Source organism: Intestinimonas sp. RTP31139st1_F5_RTP31139_211217 (assembly GCF_040226735.1).
GTDB classification, from domain to species: Bacteria; Bacillota; Clostridia; order Oscillospirales; family Oscillospiraceae; genus Intestinimonas; species Intestinimonas butyriciproducens.
The window spans coordinates 1-17,057 of the sequence record NZ_JBCOAQ010000013.1 but is presented as its reverse complement, the minus strand read 5'-3'; the positions used below and the strand labels follow the sequence as shown (position 1 = coordinate 17,057).

Sequence of the window (17,057 nt, the reverse complement as noted above, 5' to 3'; positions counted from 1 at the left end):
GGAGACGGGAAAATGAAAAAGCGCCTGCGGCCTTCCGCCCGCAGGATATGTTTCGTAAAAGGCCGGGCTGATGTGCCGGTCGTTGCCCAACCCGCGCCGTGACAGCGCAATGAGCAAGAAGCGACAGATCAAACAGATAGAAAGGGGTCCGCGAAACCCATGAATAGAAGATACCGGAAAACGATCATTGCGGGAAACTGGAAGATGAACAAGACTCTCTCGGAGACCCGTGCCTTTGCCGAGGAGCTTAAGCCCATCCTGCCCAAGGGCAAGTGGTGTGACGTGGTGCTCTGCGTGCCCTATGTGAACATCCCCGCCGCGATCCGCCTGTTCAAGGACTGCCGGGTGGCCATCGGCGCGGAGAACTGCCACTATGAGGCCACCGGCGCCTACACCGGCGAGGTGTCGGCCGAGATGCTCAAGGAGCTGGGCGTAAAGTATGTCATCATCGGCCATTCCGAGCGTCGGCAGTATTACAACGAGACGGACCTCACGGTCAACAAGAAGGTACACGCTGCCCTGGAGGTGGGGCTGCGCCCCATCGTCTGCGTGGGCGAGAGCCTGGAGCAGCGGGAACTGGGCGTGACCATGGAGCTCATCGCCTATCAGGTGAAGTGCGCGCTCTCCGGCGTGAGCGCCGATAAGCTGCGCCATGTGGTCATCGCCTACGAACCGCTGTGGGCCATCGGTACGGGCAAGACCGCCACGGCCGAGCAGGCCGGTGAGGTCTGCCAGGCCATCCGCGCGGTGATCCGCAAACTGTACGGTGCCCGTGTGGCCCGCAGCGTGACCATCCAGTACGGCGGCTCCATGAATCCCAAGAATGCGGCTGAACTTCTGGCACAGCCCGACGTGGACGGCGGCCTGATCGGCGGCGCGTCTCTGAAGCCGGAGCAGTTCGTGGAGATCATCAACGCGGCCAACCAGGACGGCTGAGAGACGTTCCCAATCTCCAACTTTATAGATTCGAGGTTCCATCATGAACAAAACGCCTACCACTCTCATCATCATGGACGGGTTTGGACTCCGGAAGGAGACCGCGGGCAACGCCATTGCCAACGCGAAAAAGCCAAACCTGGACCGCATCTTTGCCTCCAATCCCGGCTGTAAGCTGTCCGCGTCCGGCCTGGATGTGGGGCTGCCCGCAGGGCAGATGGGCAATTCCGAGGTGGGACACACCAATATCGGCGCGGGCCGGGTGGTCTTTCAGGACTTGCCCCGGATCTCCAAGGCCATTCAGGACGGGGACTTTTTCACAAACGAGGCCTATGTTTCCGCAATGGACGACTGCAAGGCGAAGGGGACGGCGCTCCATGTCATGGGACTGCTGTCGGACGGCGGCGTTCACAGCCACATCGAGCACATCTTCGCACTCCTGGATATGGCCAAGCAGCGGGGACTGTCCAGGGTGTATATCCACGCCTTCCTGGACGGACGCGACGTACCCCCCTCCTCCGGCAAGGACTTTGTGGCGCGGTTGCAGGCCAAGTGCGAGGCGCTGGGCAACGCCAAGATCGGTGTGATCTCCGGCCGGTATTACGCCATGGACCGGGATAAGCGCTGGGACCGGGTGCAGAAGGCCTATGATGCGCTGGTGCTGGGAGAGGGCCCCTTTGAGCCGGACCCGGTGAATGCGGTGCAGAAATCCTACGACGCCGGCGTGACCGACGAGTTTGTGGTGCCTGTTGTCTGCTGTAAGGAGGCGGTCATTGGCGGGGAGGACTCCGTTGTCTTCATGAACTTCCGCCCGGACCGGGCGCGGGAGATCACCCGTTGTCTGGTGGATCCGGACTTTACCGATGTGGAGCGGAAGAAGGGATTTTTCCCCCTCCACTATGTCTGCACCACCGAGTACGACGTCACTATGCCCAATGTGACGGTGGCATTCCCCCACCATAAGCTCACCAATATTTTCGGCGAATATATCTCCAAGCTGGGACTTACCCAGCTCCGGATCGCAGAGACGGAAAAATATGCGCACGTCACATTTTTCTTCAATGGCGGCGTGGAGCAGGTGTTTCCCGGCGAAGACCGGGTGCTCATCCCCTCTCCCAAGGTGCCCACCTACGATCTCAAGCCCGACATGAGCGCCCGCGAGGTCACGGACGCCTGTGTGGAGCGGATCGAAAGCGGCAGCTATGATGTGATCATTCTGAATTTTGCAAACTGTGATATGGTAGGCCACACCGGCGTCTACGAGGCCGCCCGCCTGGCAGTGGAGACGGTGGACGAATGCGTGGCCAGAGTGGTGGAGGCCACCTCCCGCATGGGCGGGATCACCCTCATCACGGCCGATCACGGCAATGCGGACCGGATGCTGGAGGACGATGGTGTGACGCCCTATACGGCGCACACCACCAATCCTGTCCCCTTCTATATCGTCGGGGCTGATGTGAAGCTCCGGGACGGCAAGCTGGCGGATATCGCCCCCACTATGCTGGACCTGATGGGGCTCCAAAAGCCCGCCGAGATGGATGGGGAGACCCTGATCGTTTCTTGAGATGCGTGTTCGGGCGGCGTGACCGCCCTGACAGGAATAGACGCGGCCCACAGGGGCGGCCGCGCAACTTGAAAGGAGATCATACCAATGAAGCAGATCATCGAAATCGTTGACGTTCTGGGCCGCGAGATTCTGGACTCCCGCGGCAACCCCACCGTGGAGGTGGAGGTCTATCTGGAGGACGGGACCGTAGGCCGCGCCGCAGTGCCTTCCGGTGCCTCCACCGGCATTTACGAGGCCTGTGAGCTCCGGGACGGCGACAAGAGCCGCTACCTGGGCAAAGGCGTGCTCAACGCTGTAGAGAATGTGAACACGGAGATCGCCGAGTGTCTGGTGGGCATGAACGTGCTGGACCAGGTGTCCATCGACAAGGCCATGCTGGAGCTGGACGGCACGCCCAACAAGACCCGTCTGGGCGCCAATGCCATTCTGGGCGCCTCTCTGGCCTGCGCCAAGGCGGCCGCGGAGAGTCTGGGCTGCTCGCTCTATAATTATATCGGCGGCGTGAACGCCAAGACCCTGCCCGTGCCCATGATGAATATCCTCAACGGCGGCGCACACGCCACCAACAATGTGGATATCCAGGAGTTCATGATCATGCCTGTGGGCGCCTGCTGCTTCCGCGAGGCTCTGCGGATGTGCGCCGAGGTCTTCCACACCCTGAAGGGTGTGCTGAAGGAGAACGGCACTCCCGCCGCCGGCGTGGGCGACGAGGGCGGCTACGCCCCCAACCTAAAGAAGGATGAGGACGCCCTGAAGGTCATTGTCCAGGCCATTGAGAAGGCCGGCTTCAAGCCCGGCGAGGACTTTATGATCGCCATCGACGCCGCCACCTCCGAGTGGTACAACGACGAGACCGGCTGCTATGATCTGCCCAAGGCCAAAAAGACCATGACCAAGCAACAGATGGTCAACATGTGGAAGAACTTCGCGGCCAAGTATCCCATCATCTCCCTGGAGGACGGCATGGGCGAGAACGACTGGGAGGGCTGGGCCATGCTCACCAAGGCCATCGGCGACAAGGTCCAGCTGGTGGGCGACGACCTGTTTGTCACCAACACGCAGCGCCTCTCCACCGGTATCGAAAAGAAGGTGGCCAACGCCATCCTCATCAAGGTCAATCAGATCGGCACCCTCACCGAGACGCTGGACGCCATCCAGATGGCCAACCGTGCCGGCTATACCGCCATCGTATCCCACCGCTCCGGAGAGACCGAGGACGCCACCATCGCTGATATCGCCGTGGCACTGAACGCCGGGCAGATCAAGACCGGCGCCCCGAGCCGCACCGACCGCGTGGCAAAGTACAATCAGCTCCTGCGCATCGAGGAAGAGCTGGACGATGTGGCGGAGTATCCCGGCAAGAAGGCGTTTTTCAACCTGAACAAGTAAGCGGCTGCCGCAGAGAAAAGGAGGTCCCCGACCATCGGCCGGGGACCTCCTTTTGTCTTACGAGTCGGCTCGAGGCCCTGGAATGGAAAACAGCACAGGGAGAACCGGAAAGAGGAGCGGCATCACAGCTTTTCCGCCATCACCCGCTTGACCAGATCGGCGGATACCAGATGTCTGACCATCTCCTTACAGGTGGTCAGAGCCTGGACGGACACGAACTCATAGCGTCCGTGGGCGTACTGGGTTCCGCATGGCAGGTTGGGGCAGGGGAGGCCCTTGCTGGTGAGCTGGCTGCCGTCGGTGCCGCCGCGGATGGCCACAGCCACCGGATCCTCCACACCGGCCAGGCGCATGGCGGCCACGGCCAGCGCCACGATCTCGGGCTTATCTTCCAGCCATTTGGCCATGTTGGGGTACTGGTCGGTGATCTCCAGGCGGATGCAGTCGGAGCCCCAACGGCGGCGCAGCTCCTCCGCGGCCTTTTCCATCACGGCCTTCCGCTCTGCAAAGCGGGCGGAGTCGTGGTCGCGGATGAGATAGATCATCCTGGTCTCCTCCACGTTGCCGGTGAGGGAGAGCAGGTGGAAGAAGCCCTCCCGCCCATCGGTGTGGAAGGGGGTCTCCAGAGGCGGCAGGAGCGCGTTGAAGTCCATGGACATCAGCAGCGCGCTCTTCATCAGCCCTTTGGAGGAGCCGGGATGGACGGACAGCCCGGTAAGCGTGACCTGGGCCTGGGCGGCGTTGAAGGTCTCATAGGCGTATTCGTTGGGGGCGGGACCATCCAGTGTGTAGGCGAAGTCCGCGCCGAAGCCGGGAATATCAAAGCCCAGAGGACCGCGGCCGATCTCCTCGTCGGGGGTGAAGGCCACCTTGACAGTCCCATGGGGGGTGCCGGCGGCGATAAGATCCTCCAGTGCCTGAAGGATTACGGCGATACCACCCTTGTCGTCCGCACCCAGGAGAGTCCGCCCATCGGCAAAGATCAGATCTTCACCCAAGAAGCGGTCCAGCTCCGGAAAGTGTTCGGCGTCCATCACCACGCCCAGCTCCCGGTTGATTACCAACTCGCCGCCGTCGTAGTGGAGGATTTGAGGGTTGACATCCTTGCCCGTCAGATCTGGGGAGGTGTCCATATGGGCCAGCAGGCCGATGACGGGGAGAGCGCCGCATCCGGGGGTGGCCGGAAGGGTGGCATATACATAGCAATGCTCATCCACATGGGCGTCGGTGAGTCCCAGCTCCCGCAGTTCATCCACTAGAAGCCGGGCCAGATCGAATTCCCGCGCGGCGCTGGGCAGGACGCCCGGCGGAGCACTGGGATCGCTTTCGGTATGGATGCGCACATAGCGCAGGAAACGGGATACGACTTTTTCCATGGTTTAACCTCCTATCCGGCCGCACTGCCGGGAGCGACCGGTACTGTATGGGGCTACGGCGGAACACAGTGGGAAAAGGGAGCGGTGGTCAGCCCTTGTCCGACGGCTCCTTTTCCGGCAGTACCACGACCCGGATCTCCAAAACGCGGCGGTGATCCACCTTCGTCACCGTTACATCCAGATTTTCATAGACAAAATGGTCGCCCTCCTCAGGCACCCTGCCCACCTCCTCCATGACCCAGCCGGAGACCGTGGTGGAGTCGCGCTCTCCCTTGATGGAGAAGAGGTCGTAGAGGTCGGTGAGGTTGGCGTTACAGGAGATGAGGTAGCTCCCATCCTCCTGCTTTTTGAATTCCTCGATGACCTCGTCGTGCTCGTCCCAGATCTCTCCCACCAGCTCTTCCACGATATCTTCCAGTGTGCAGAGACCCTCGGTGCCGCCGTATTCGTCCACCACAATGACCATGTGGGCCTTCTCCCGCTGGAGGATGCGCAGCAGATCGGAGATTTTAGTGTTGGCGGTGGTGTAGAGGACGGTGGCGATAATGGCGGACACGTCGCTTTGACCATGGTAGCGGGCGGCATGGAAGTCCTTTTCGTGGATGACGCCCACGATATTGTCGATGTCCTCATGGTATACGGGCAGGCGGGAATAGCCGTTTTCCGCAAAGACTTTGGCGATCTCGTCCATGGAGTCGGTATCCTCCACGGCCACGATATCCACCCGGGGGGTGAGGATCTCCTCCACCTCCAGGTCGCTGAACTCGATGGCGGAGCGGATCAGCGCGCTCTCATCCTGGTCCAGGCCGCCCTCGTTTTCGGCCTCAGAGACCATGGTGATAAGCTCCTCTTCCGTGATTCCCGCATTCCCCTGCTTCCGGATAATCAGACTGAGGAACTTCTTCCACTGGGCGGCCAGGAAGGTGAGGGGACGCAGCAGGGCCATGAGCAGCCGCAGAAAGGGGGCGGAGAACATGGCGAATTGCTCGGGAAACTCCTTGGCCATGCTTTTGGGGGAGATCTCGCCGAAGATAAGGATCACGATGGTGACCACGAGGGTGGCGACGGCCGGCCCCTGGGCCTCACCCAGCAGAGAGATGAACAGCAGTGTGGCAAGCGAGGTGGACGCATTGTTGACCACGTTGTTGCCGATGAGGATGGTGGACAGCAGCCGGTCATAATCATCGGCCAGGGCCAGGGTGGAGGCAGCCCGCCGGTCCCCGGCCTCCGCCCTGCTCTTCAGACGAATGCGGTTGAGAGAGGTAAAGGCGGTCTCTGTGGCGGAAAAATAGGCGGAAAAGACGACCAGGACAAGAATGGCGACGAGCTTGGCAATACTGGACGGGTCCATGAGGACAGATCAACTCCATTTTTTAGATTGAGATTTTGTGTACAAAAGGACAGCCCTATGCCGCGCTGCGGCTAAGGCTGCCCTCTTTGTCATCCTGTGCAGTTACTGGGCGGAGGTTGGTCCACGGGGACTCACCGACCCCTTTCAAAATATTTGTCTTTCAGTATAGCAGAGCTCTCCTGTAATTGCAAGGGAAAAATCAGCGCATTCCTTCTTCCAGTGTATAGCAGTTATGTTGAACACAAAAGGGAATGAGGACTTTCTCAAAGGTTGCGCAGATATCAAAAATTGATAAAATTGACTTTGGATAAAATACGGAAATGTATGCCAGTTCGAGAACTCCCGGTCTGCGGGGGCGCCCCATTTTGAGGCGTCCCCTTATTGTTTCGACGGAGGGTGCTCCAAATGTACAACAGACAAGAGAAAAGGAAAATCAGCGCCCATTGCGCTTGGGCATTTCAAAAAAGCGCATATCCCGTCCACACGCGCGGGTGAGGAAATCCTTGAAATCCGCCGCCTCTCCCACGGTAAAATCCGTTTTGCGGGCCAGAACACACTGTCCGCTTTTCAGAAAGACCAGAAAATACCGCTCAGTCTCCACCAGGTCGGTGACCTGAGAGTAGGGGGTCTCCACACTGCCCGCGCTGTCGGAGGCATCCAGCTTGTCATCATAGAAGCGGTAGCGGGTGGGGATGCCGTAGAATTTGTTTTTTTTGGCCGCCTTCACCACGCGGTCCAGCAGCCGGTGACACACCTGACGGGCGGCAAAACGGTCCACATAGGGGACCAACAGGAGCACGACGGCCAGCGTCGTGATGCCGGAGCCCAAAGCTCGGATCGAAGTGTAGTTGCCGCCGGCGGCGATCCACCAAACGCACAGGGCCAGTACGACGGCGAGGGCATACAGGCTTTTGATGGAGTTTTTTTCATGCAGCATATAGTGGGCGGTCACCATATTGTTGTAAGCATCCTGGTCGTGGGCGGTCTCCACCTGAAAGTTCGGCTCCATGAACATCAACTCCTCCTCAATTGTGCGCACTGCTCATCCGTAAGCGGGACGCCGCCGCCCAGCAGGCGGACACCCAGACAGATCTGCGCGGTGTGCTCCAGCGTCTCCATCCGCCAATAGGCCTGCTCCAGGTCCAAACCCAGCGTAACGGCACCGTGATTGGCCAGAAGGACCGCGTCGTGGTCGTCGAGCAGAGGGCCGGCGGCGGCGGACAGTGCCGGGGTACCGGTACGGGCATAGGGGGCGCAGGGAACAGGGCCCAAGACCATCAGGGCCTCGCCCAGAATGGACGCATCCAAAGCTTTGCGGGCGCAGGCGAATGCTGTGGAGGCGGGGGGATGGGCATGACAGATGCCGCCCACATCGCGCCGGCGGCGGTAACACTCCAAATGAAGGGGCGTCTCGGAGGAGGGGAGGTAAGCCCCGCTGGACTCCACCACCCGTCCCTCGCTGTCCACGACCACGGGCATATCCGTGGTGAGAAAGCCTTTGCTGACGCCGGCGGGGGTCACCAGAAAAAGCCCCTCCCCCAGACGGCGGCTAAGGTTTCCATCGTTGGAGGCCACCCAGCCCCGCTCCCACATCCGACGTCCCAGCTCGCATATGAGCCGGCGCTGGGTCTCATAATCCATATTGCACTCTCCTTTATGCGGATCGACTGTATCTATCATTATAATGCCCCGAGACGGGGCTGGCAAGTCCGAAGGAAAAAGAAAGGCTCTCCGCGCTGCGGAGAGCCTTAAAATGCCGTGGGGGTCCGACTTTTCCAGAGGCGGAGAGGCATCGTCCGTCCCTCTGTGTCCTGTGCCGCCCAGGGAATACAGAGCATTCCGCCTCGCGGGGCGGGGTGATGGCCCTATCCCCGCCAGCTGAACACGTCCAGACCGGTTTTTGGCAGCCGGAAGGCGGTCGGGACGAGCCGGGGAGAAAAAGCTACCGCTGACCCAACGGCTGATAGGTCCGGTGTTGCCCCACATATTTGTAGGCGGGGCGGATGATCTTTCCCATATTGATGAGCTCTTCGATCCGATGGGCGCTCCAGCCGGCGATACGGGCCATGGCGAAGAGAGGCGTATAGAGCTCCAGGGGGAGATCCAGCATGTGATAGACGAAGCCGGAATAGAAGTCCACGTTGGCGGCCACGCCCTTATAGATCTTGCGCTCGTCGGCGATGACCTGGGGAGCCAGGCGTTCCACACGGGAGTAGAGCTCATATTCATCGGTGCGGCCCTTTTCCCGAGAGAGGGTCTCCACAAAGCCGCGCAGGATGTTGGCGCGGGGGTCGGAGAGGGAGTAGACTGCGTGGCCCATGCCGTAGATGAGGCCGGCGTGGTCGAATGCCTCGCCGTGGAGGAGGGCGCGCAGGTGGGCTTTGATCTCGTCCTCGTCGGACCAGTCCTTCACGCTGGCCTTGATGTCCTCAAACATCCGCACCACTTTGATGTTGGCGCCGCCGTGCTTGGGACCTTTGAGGGAGGCCAGCGCTGCGGCCATACAGGAGTAGGTGTCGGTTCCCGAGGAGGTGACCACATGGGTGGTAAAGGTGGAGTTGTTGCCGCCGCCGTGCTCCGCGTGGAGCATGAGGCAGATATCCAGAATGTGGGCCTCCCAGAAGGAGTAGGAGGAGTCGGCGCGGAGCAGCGTGAGGATGTTCTCCGCTGTGGAGAGCTCCGGACGGGGGGCATGGATGAAGAGGGAATTCCCCTCCTTGTAGTGATAGGCCTGATAGCCATAGACGGCGTAGAGAGGGAAGGTGGCGATGAGCTGCATACACTGCCGCACCACATTGGGCAAACTGATGTCGTCGGTTTTGTCGTCATAGGATGCGATGGAGAGAACGCATTTGGCCAGGGAGTTCATCATATCCTGGGTGGGGGACTTGAGAATGACGTCCCGGACAAAGTTTTTTGGAAGCGTGCGGTAGTAGGAGAGCTGGGCGGAAAAGGCGGAGAGCTCCGTCTCCGTGGGGAGCTGACCGAAGAGAAGCAGGTAAGCGGTCTCTTCAAAGCCGAAGCGCTTTTCGCGCAGGGCGGAACCCACCAGGTCCTGAATGTTATAGCCGCGGTAATAGAGTTCGCCCTCGCAGGGGATCTCCTCCCCGTCCACCATCTTTTTTGAGACGATGTCGGAGATCTCTGTCAGTCCCGCCAGGACGCCCTTGCCGTTCAGGTCGCGGAGGCCGCGCTTCACATCGTAGCGCACGTAGTCGTCGGCGGCAATGGAGCTGTTCTCCAGGCTGCGGCGCGCCAAGGCCTCAATGGCGGGGGTCACATCGCTGTAGTTGGGGTTGCTGGCCATGTTAAGATCGCACTCCTTTCTGTGTAAAGCACAGCCGGAGGAAGCTCCCCCGGCTGGTGGTCTATATTATCAGATTTACTTTATCATATAAATGTTACCATTCTGTGAATGGAGAAAAGTTTCGTTTTGCGAAAAAACTGCGGAGAACGGCGCGGCGGAGAGAAAGAGGCAGGGCGGTCTGCTTTGGCAGACCGCCCTGTTGGGACGGGGGAGGTAAGACTATTCCAGGGCCTCCAGCTCTTCCAGCCAAAGGACGGCCACGGCGTCCGATGGCATCCTCCAGTCGCCCCTGGGAGAGAGGGTGACAGAGCCCACCTTGGGCCCGTCCGGCAGACAGGAGCGCTTGAACTGCTGGTTGAAAAAGCGGCGGTAGAAGGTTTTTTCCCACTTCAGGATGGTGGCCCTGTCATAGCTCCGGCCAAAGGCATGCTCGGCAAGGCGCAGCACTTTTCTGGGCGGGAAGGCCCAGCGAATGGCATAGTAGAGGAAAAAGTCGTGGAGCTCATAGGGGCCCACCAAATCCTCGGTCTTTTGAGAGATCTGACCGTTGATGGCGGGCAGCAGCTCGGGAGATACGGGGGTATCCAAAATGTCCGCCAGTACGTGGGAGAGCTCCGGCTCGCTCTCGGCCTTGTCGCCGCAGACGTAGGAGACCAGATGCCGCACCAGGGTCTTGGGGATGGAGGCGTTGACGCCGTACATGGACATGTGGTCCCCGTTATAGGTAGCCCAGCCCAGGGCCAGTTCGGAGAGGTCGCCGGTACCTACCACCATGCCGCCCACTTGGTTGGCGATATCCATCAGCACCTGGGTCCGCTCCCGGGCCTGGCCGTTTTCAAAGGTAACGTCATGGGTTTCCATGCTCTGGCCAATGTCCCGGAAATGCTGCTTCACCGCCTCGCCGATATCGATGCGCTTCAGGGGGGCGCCCAGGCGGCGGGAGAGCTCCACGGCATTGTCCCGGGTACGGTCCGTGGTGCCGAAGCAGGGCATGGTGACGGCGATGATGTCGCTGGCCGGACGGTCCAGGAGGCGCATGGCGATGGCGGCAATGAGGATGGCCAGGGTGGAGTCCAGTCCGCCGGAGAGGCCCACCACGACGGCGGCGGCCCGGGTGTGCTCGATGCGTTTTTTGAGCCCCATAGCCGCGATCTTCAGGATCTCGTCGCAGCGCTCCGCCCGGTCTCCGGCGTCCTCGGGTACGAAGGGGGTGGGGGAGACATAGCGGGTGAGCGTGGTGGTGGAGGGGGCCAGATCGAAGCTCACCCGCAGCGTCGAGTCGTTTGGAGCGGCCGGGAAGGTGCTCAAACGGCGGCGCTCGGAGAGCAGACGATTGATGTCCACCTCTGACACGGTGAGGCCGGAGGCAAAATTGCGGCTCTCGTCCAGGAGAACGCCGTTTTCCGCGATGAGATCGTGCCCGGCAAACACCAGATCGGTGGTGGATTCCCCCTCGCCGGCGTCGGCGTAAAGATAGCCGCAGACCAGACGGGCGGACTGCCCGGTGACCAGAGAGCGACGGTAGACGTCTTTCCCCACGGTCTCATCGCTGGCCGAGAGATTCAGGATCAGCGTGGCACCGGCCTGGGCCAGTCTGACCGACGGCGGCTGGGGAGCCCACAGGTCTTCACACAGCTCTACTCCGATGGTGAGACCGGGCAGCGTCTCGCAGGAGAAGAGCACGTCGGTGCCGAAGACCGTCTCCTGGGAGCAGAGGGTGAAGAGCCGGTCTGCGGGCCCTCCGGGGGTGAACCATCGCTTTTCGTAGAATTCGCCGTAGTTGGGCAGATGGGTCTTGGGGACCACGCCCAGAATCTCACCCTTGTGGATGACCGCCGCACAGTTGTAGAGCTTGTTGTGCCGGCGGACCGGCAGCCCGACGGCAGCGATCATATCCAGGCTCCTGGTGGCCTCCAGCACCGTGGAGAGGGCCTCCTCGGCGCCGTCCAGAAGGGTGTCCTGGAGGAACAGGTCCCCGCAGGTATAGCCGGTGAGGCACAGCTCCGGGAGGCACAGCACCCGCACACCCTGGCGGTAGGCCTCCCGCATGAGGGTAAAGCAGCTCTCGGCGTTGTAACGGCAGTCGGCCACCCGGATGGCGGGCGTGCCGGCGGCGACCTTGACAAAACCATCGCGCATGAAAAAGACCTCCTTTGCGTTGCAGATATTGTACCCCAAAATGGGAGCCTTTGCAACAAAAGGGAGAGGAAGCGAGGGGGAGCGAGCAAAAGTTTTCCATCTTTCACTTTTGACGGGCTTGACAAACGGGCGGGCATCCGGTATAATTCCACTGTTCAAAAGGGAGTAGTCGCAAGTTCCTCCATCAACATCACGGTCCGGTCAGGGCCTGGTGGAGGGCGCCGATTCCGGTGACAAGACTTTTGAGTATGGGCTTTGAGGATTCGAAGCCCATACTCAAAAGTCTTTTTTGCTATAAGCATAGCAAAAGGGTCATGCGCGCCTATGACGGCACGGTCCGGAATCAAAGCGTGTGGGCCTGGACGACCTGCATGCACAAAGACTTCATGTGTCCGCTTCTGCCCGTTTATCGTGGTGCGCCAATGGCGCATGAAGTTTTATGCCCGATTGGACAAGATAGATGCAGAAGGAGTGTGGCAAGTGTGGAATCCTCATTTTTCAACCGCACCGTGGAAGAGACCCTGAGCGCCCTCGGAGGGACGAAGGCGGGGCTTACTTCCAAGGAGGCGGCCGAGCGCCTCCAGAAACACGGCAAAAACGCCCTGGCGGAGGGGAAGAAGAAGTCCGGACTCCAGGTGTTTCTGGACCAGTTCAAGGACCTGCTGGTGGTGATCCTCATCATTGCGGCCCTGATCTCCATGGTGTCGGATAACGTGGAGAGCACGGTCGTCATCTTTGCGGTCCTGATCCTCAACGCCGTACTGGGTACGGTCCAGCACTTCAAGGCGGAGAAGTCCCTGGAGAGTCTGAAGGCCATGTCCTCGCCCAGCGCAAAAGTGCTCCGGGACGGCGTGCGGTCCGTGGTGCCTTCGGCCCAGGTGGTGCCTGGCGACATTGTGGAGCTGGAGGCCGGCGACATGGTGGTGGCCGACGGAAGAATCCTGGAAAATTTTTCGCTGAAGGTCAATGAGAGCTCCCTCACTGGTGAGAGCGAGGGCGTGGAGAAGACCTCGGATGTGATCGCCGCGGAGAAGGTGGCGCTGGGCGACCAGAAAAACATGGTGTTTTCCGGCTCCCTGGTGACCTATGGGCGGGCCACGGTAGTGGTCACGGGCACGGGTATGGACACCGAGCTGGGCAAGGTGGCCGCCCTGATGAACCGGACCCAGCAGCGCAAGACCCCCCTCCAGGAGAGTCTGGATGACTTCAGCAAGAAGCTGGCCACGGCCATCCTGGGGATCTGTGTGGTGGTATTTGCCCTGTCCCTGTTCCATCATATGGCGCTGCTGGACTCGCTGATGTTTGCCGTGGCGCTGGCGGTGGCCGCCATCCCGGAGGCCCTCAGCTCCATCATTACCATCGTCCAGGCCATGGGCACCCAGAAGATGGCACGGCAGAACGCCATCATCAAGGACCTCAAGGCGGTGGAGACGCTGGGCTCGGTGTCTGTGATCTGCTCCGACAAGACCGGCACTCTCACCCAGAACAGGATGACGCCCCAGAAGATCTACGCCGACGGCTCCCTTCTGGAGGGGGACGACCTGGATTTGGTAAACGATGTGCAGCGGCTGCTCCTGAAGGCGGCCCTCTTGGCCAGTGACGCCACCACCAATGTGGAGGACGGTACCTCCATCGGCGACCCCACGGAGGTGGCCCTGGTCATGCTGGGGGACCGCATCGGCGTAGACGAGGAACTTTACCGCAGGCACCACCCCCGTCTGGGGGAGCTGGCCTTTGATTCCGACCGCAAGCTGATGTCCACCCTCCACGAGATCGAAGGGGTCCCCACCCTATACACGAAGGGCGCCATTGACGTACTGCTGGACCGTTCCCGGTATGTCCTTACCCGGGAGGGACAGGTGCCCATGACGCCTGAGTGGAGGGAGCGCATCTCCCGGGTCAACATGGAGCTCTCCATGGAGGGCCTGCGGGTACTGGCCTTCTCCTACCGTGAGCTCCCGGAGGTCCGGGCGCTCACCCTGGAGGACGAGCGGGACTTTACCTTCATCGGCCTCATCTCCATGATCGACCCGCCCCGGCCGGAGGCCGTCCAGGCCGTGGCCGACGCCAAGCGAGGCGGGATCCGCACCATCATGATCACCGGCGACCATAAGGTCACTGCGACTGCCATCGCCCGGCAGATCGGCATCTTCCGGGAAGGGGACGAGGCGGTGTCCGGCGTGGAGCTCTCCGATATGAGTGACCACGACCTGGATGAGCGCCTGGAGCGGATCTCCGTCTACGCCCGGGTATCGCCGGAACATAAAATACGCATTGTAGAGGCGTGGCAGCGCAAGGGAAAGATCGTCTCCATGACGGGCGACGGCGTGAACGACGCCCCGGCCCTCAAAGCCGCCAACATCGGCGTGGCCATGGGAATCACCGGTACGGAGGTGTCCAAGGACGCGGCCTCCATGATCCTGGCGGACGACAACTTTGCCACCATCGTCAAGGCGGTGGTCAACGGGCGGGGCGTCTATACCAACATCAAAAACGCCATCAACTTTCTTCTTTCCGGCAACATGGCGGGCATTCTCAGCGTCCTCTTCACCTCCATCCTGGGCCTGAGCATGCCTTTTGCACCGGTCCATCTGCTGTTCATCAATCTCCTTACCGACTCGCTGCCCGCCATCGCCATCGGGGTGGAGCCCGCGCGGAAGGGCCTGCTGGACCAGCCGCCCCGGGACCCCAACGAGCCCATTCTCACCCGGGGATTGATGCTCAAGATCCTGGCCTACGGCGCGCTGATCGCCTGTGCTACCATGGGAGCCTATTTTATCGGGCTCAATGCCGACAACGGCGGAGCGGGGCTGGCCATGACCCTGGCCTTCTCCACGCTGACGCTGGCCCGGCTGTTCCACGGGTTCAACTGCCGGGGCATCGAGTCCATCTTCAGGCTGGGCCTCACCACCAACAGGGCGAGCCTGGGCGCCTTTGCCGCCGGCGTGGTACTGCTGCTGGCGGTGCTGTTCCTCCCCGGCCTCAACGCCCTCTTCCAGGTGAGCCCCTTCACCATGGCCCAGTTCGGCTGGGTAATCCTCCTGGCGTTCCTGCCCACGGGGGCGATCCAGATCTACAAGGTGATCCATGACGCCGTGCGTCGGAAGAACAGATAAGTCCATTCAAACAGGGCCGCCCATTTCATGGGCGGCCCTGTTTGAATGGATCACGGCGCGGGGTGAAAACACCGGCGGAGTGCGAAGAGCCGGTTCATAAGGGCCAGACTCACCAACAGGCCGGCCAGGGACAGGGCGACGGAGAGCCACGGAGCCGGTCCGCCGCACAGGTCGGAGAGGGGCCCGACCAGGGCCAGGCCGGTGAGAAGCAGCACCTGGAGCGTCCGCAGCCGCAGCAGATGCCGGTCCAGGTCTGCGCCCTCCGGCTGGTACCGGGCGGCCAGCAGAGCCAGGTCGGTAAAAAGCTGGAAGTGGAAGTAGAGGGAGGCGGCCTGGAGGATCACGTCCAGAGGATAGAAGCAGCCGTCCAGACTGCCGCCGGTCCAGGAATAGAGCCAGCCGGCTCCCGCCCACGCGCCCAACAGGGCGCACAGGGGCCGGAGGAGGGACAGGTCCCGGACCTCCCCTTCCAGCGCACCGATGGCGCTCCAAAAGAGCAGATAGCCGACGAAGGCGGGGAGAATGCTCACCGTCCCCAGGTTGACGTCCAGATAGAGGAAGAGATAGCCCCAGGCGGCGTGGGAGACGCCCCGATAGAGGGCTTCCGGATGAGAGGTCATTCTGCGCCTCCTTCTACAGGGAGCAGGGTGGCCTGCCGGGAGGTCCCTCCGGCGGTGAGCTCCACCAGGTAGCCGGCGGGCCATACCGGCGTGTCGTTGGGGTCGCCGCCCAGATAAGTCCCGCCGCCGTCGGAGAGCGTACCGTCCCAGGGGCTGGGGCCGCTGTTGGAGCTGTTGCCCCAGAAGGCCCCGGTGCTGCTGCTGCCGCTTCCCGCGCCGTATTTGAGCGCGGGGTGGCTGCCGTCGGCAGAGAGGGGGACGGCGGCATAGCGGACCTCGCCCAAGGCGGCCCGCTGGTCCTCGTTGCCGGTAAAGACGACTGTGAAGGAATAGGACGCGTAGGCCCTGGCAAAGCGGGCATAGGGCTTGACGGCGGTGTCAAAGGCGGAGGCGCCCGGGTGCCAGGACAGGCCGGTCTGGGACTGTATGGCATTGTCCAGCACATGGACCGTCTGGTAGCGGAGCTCCAGGCGGAACTGCTCCGTCTCGGCGGCATAGGTCGCGGCGGCGGGCAGAGAGGCGTCCCCCCAGACCAACCATCCGCCGTCGTCCAGGGAACGGGAGGTCTCCGTCAAGGTGAACGCCTCCTGGGGAAGGACCACCCAGCGGTCTTCACGGCGCTCAGCCCGGACAGGCCGGGAGGCGAGCCAAAGGCAGTCGGGGTCCGAGGCGGGGGGCTGGTCCGGCCCGTCCGGATAGGCCCACTGGAGAGGAAAGACCATGAGAGCCCGGTAGCCTCCGCTGTCGGGGGTCAGATTGTAGAGAAAGTAGCCCGCCCGCGGATCGGGATAGCCGGGCAGGCCGCTCTCCCAGCGGGTGTAGACCCAGTGGTCGGGGCCCGTAGCGGCGGCCTCCATCTCGGCGGCCAGGGCGGGGTGCTCCTCCAGGGGGGCGCAGAGGGCGCGGTAGATGCCGTTTTGCTCCAGGACCGCCTTTCCATAGGCGTCCAGCGCCGCGGCGGCGGTGGTGCACCGGGCGACCCGGGCCGAGGCCATGGCGGTCTGGAAATCCAGGGCGTCGTCCCAGCGTCGGGAACCCAAAACAACGCCCCCGGCCCGGGTGCCGAAAAGGGCGGGCAGGGCCAGCACCGCCGCGATGCACACCGACACCAGGGCCATGCCGGCGGGGTAGCGCCTGAAGCGGGCGATGGCCTGGATGCGGGCGCGGATGTTCCGGCCGCCGTTGGCCATGGAGGAGGTGCCGGGGGCGCGGGCGTAGCGGTCGTCGGCCAGGGAGAGGCGGATGCGCCCATAGTC

12 protein-coding genes are annotated in these 17,057 nt (G+C 61.9%); 4 read left to right on the top strand and 8 right to left on the bottom strand.

Annotated elements, in window-relative coordinates:
* The first annotated feature begins 159 nt into the window (after positions 1-159).
* The 3 genes from tpiA (at position 160) to eno (ending at position 3,892) form a co-directional block, all read left to right on the top strand.
* A complete protein-coding gene (gene tpiA / locus ABUA09_RS09805) occupies positions 160-936 on the top strand; it encodes a triose-phosphate isomerase (protein WP_033116560.1) in 777 nt (258 codons plus the stop codon).
* Between the two features lie 43 nt (positions 937-979).
* Positions 980-2,500, top strand: coding sequence for a 2,3-bisphosphoglycerate-independent phosphoglycerate mutase (gpmI, locus tag ABUA09_RS09800; protein WP_033117284.1), 1,521 nt, complete (start codon positions 980-982; stop codon positions 2,498-2,500).
* Positions 2,501-2,587: 87 nt separating this feature from the next.
* Positions 2,588-3,892, top strand: a complete 1,305-nt coding sequence (gene eno, locus ABUA09_RS09795; RefSeq protein ID WP_033117285.1) for a phosphopyruvate hydratase — start codon at positions 2,588-2,590, stop codon at positions 3,890-3,892.
* A gap of 122 nt (positions 3,893-4,014) precedes the next feature.
* On the opposite strand, the gene pepT is transcribed toward eno, so the two are convergent.
* The 6 genes from pepT to ABUA09_RS09765 all read right to left on the bottom strand — a co-directional run bounded on the left by pepT (position 4,015) and on the right by ABUA09_RS09765 (position 12,065).
* Complete coding sequence (gene pepT, locus ABUA09_RS09790; RefSeq protein WP_227151852.1) at positions 4,015-5,268, bottom strand: peptidase T; 1,254 nt, start codon at positions 5,266-5,268, stop codon at positions 4,015-4,017.
* A gap of 88 nt (positions 5,269-5,356) precedes the next feature.
* A complete protein-coding gene (locus ABUA09_RS09785) occupies positions 5,357-6,619 on the bottom strand; it encodes an HlyC/CorC family transporter (protein WP_033117287.1) in 1,263 nt (420 codons plus the stop codon).
* A 433-nt stretch (positions 6,620-7,052) separates the two neighbouring features.
* The gene (locus ABUA09_RS09780) at positions 7,053-7,628 is read right to left on the bottom strand and encodes a YcxB family protein (RefSeq protein WP_158453389.1); all 576 of its coding nucleotides are present in this window, start codon (positions 7,626-7,628) and stop codon (positions 7,053-7,055) included.
* A 5-nt stretch (positions 7,629-7,633) separates the two neighbouring features.
* Complete coding sequence (locus ABUA09_RS09775) at positions 7,634-8,260, bottom strand: class II aldolase/adducin family protein (RefSeq protein WP_058118322.1); 627 nt, start codon at positions 8,258-8,260, stop codon at positions 7,634-7,636.
* A 301-nt stretch (positions 8,261-8,561) separates the two neighbouring features.
* Positions 8,562-9,926 (bottom strand): citrate/2-methylcitrate synthase, encoded by a 1,365-nt coding sequence (locus ABUA09_RS09770; RefSeq protein ID WP_058118321.1) that lies wholly within the window; start codon positions 9,924-9,926, stop codon positions 8,562-8,564.
* A gap of 219 nt (positions 9,927-10,145) precedes the next feature.
* Positions 10,146-12,065 carry an NAD(+) synthase gene (locus ABUA09_RS09765; protein WP_349949337.1) on the bottom strand — a complete coding sequence of 640 codons (1,920 nt, stop codon included), beginning with the start codon at positions 12,063-12,065 and terminating at the stop codon, positions 10,146-10,148.
* Positions 12,066-12,547: 482 nt separating this feature from the next.
* Between ABUA09_RS09765 and ABUA09_RS09760 the strand changes: the two genes are divergently transcribed.
* The gene (locus tag ABUA09_RS09760; RefSeq protein WP_279203567.1) at positions 12,548-15,181 is read left to right on the top strand and encodes a cation-translocating P-type ATPase; all 2,634 of its coding nucleotides are present in this window, start codon (positions 12,548-12,550) and stop codon (positions 15,179-15,181) included.
* Positions 15,182-15,231: 50 nt separating this feature from the next.
* Here the strand turns inward: ABUA09_RS09760 and ABUA09_RS09755 are convergent, their stop codons facing one another.
* Positions 15,232-15,801 carry a hypothetical protein gene (locus ABUA09_RS09755; RefSeq protein WP_208319383.1) on the bottom strand — a complete coding sequence of 190 codons (570 nt, stop codon included), beginning with the start codon at positions 15,799-15,801 and terminating at the stop codon, positions 15,232-15,234.
* On the bottom strand, positions 15,798-17,057 hold a 1,260-nt coding region (locus ABUA09_RS09750; protein WP_349949336.1), incomplete at its 5' end, for a hypothetical protein. The genes ABUA09_RS09755 and ABUA09_RS09750, both read right to left, overlap by 4 nt.

What these genes read in the sequence shown, in the direction of transcription:
- tpiA (WP_033116560.1), top strand. Translation starts at nt 160, where the DNA reads ATGAATAGAAGATACCGGAAAACGATCATTGCGGGAAACTGGAAGATG.
- gpmI (WP_033117284.1), top strand. Translation starts at nt 980, where the DNA reads ATGAACAAAACGCCTACCACTCTCATCATCATGGACGGGTTTGGACTC.
- eno (WP_033117285.1), top strand. Translation starts at nt 2,588, where the DNA reads ATGAAGCAGATCATCGAAATCGTTGACGTTCTGGGCCGCGAGATTCTG.
- pepT (WP_227151852.1), bottom strand. Translation starts at nt 5,268, where the DNA reads ATGGAAAAAGTCGTATCCCGTTTCCTGCGCTATGTGCGCATCCATACC.
- ABUA09_RS09785 (WP_033117287.1), bottom strand. Translation starts at nt 6,619, where the DNA reads ATGGACCCGTCCAGTATTGCCAAGCTCGTCGCCATTCTTGTCCTGGTC.
- ABUA09_RS09780 (WP_158453389.1), bottom strand. Translation starts at nt 7,628, where the DNA reads ATGGAGCCGAACTTTCAGGTGGAGACCGCCCACGACCAGGATGCTTAC.
- ABUA09_RS09775 (WP_058118322.1), bottom strand. Translation starts at nt 8,260, where the DNA reads ATGGATTATGAGACCCAGCGCCGGCTCATATGCGAGCTGGGACGTCGG.
- ABUA09_RS09770 (WP_058118321.1), bottom strand. Translation starts at nt 9,926, where the DNA reads ATGGCCAGCAACCCCAACTACAGCGATGTGACCCCCGCCATTGAGGCC.
- ABUA09_RS09765 (WP_349949337.1), bottom strand. Translation starts at nt 12,065, where the DNA reads ATGCGCGATGGTTTTGTCAAGGTCGCCGCCGGCACGCCCGCCATCCGG.
- ABUA09_RS09755 (WP_208319383.1), bottom strand. Translation starts at nt 15,801, where the DNA reads ATGACCTCTCATCCGGAAGCCCTCTATCGGGGCGTCTCCCACGCCGCC.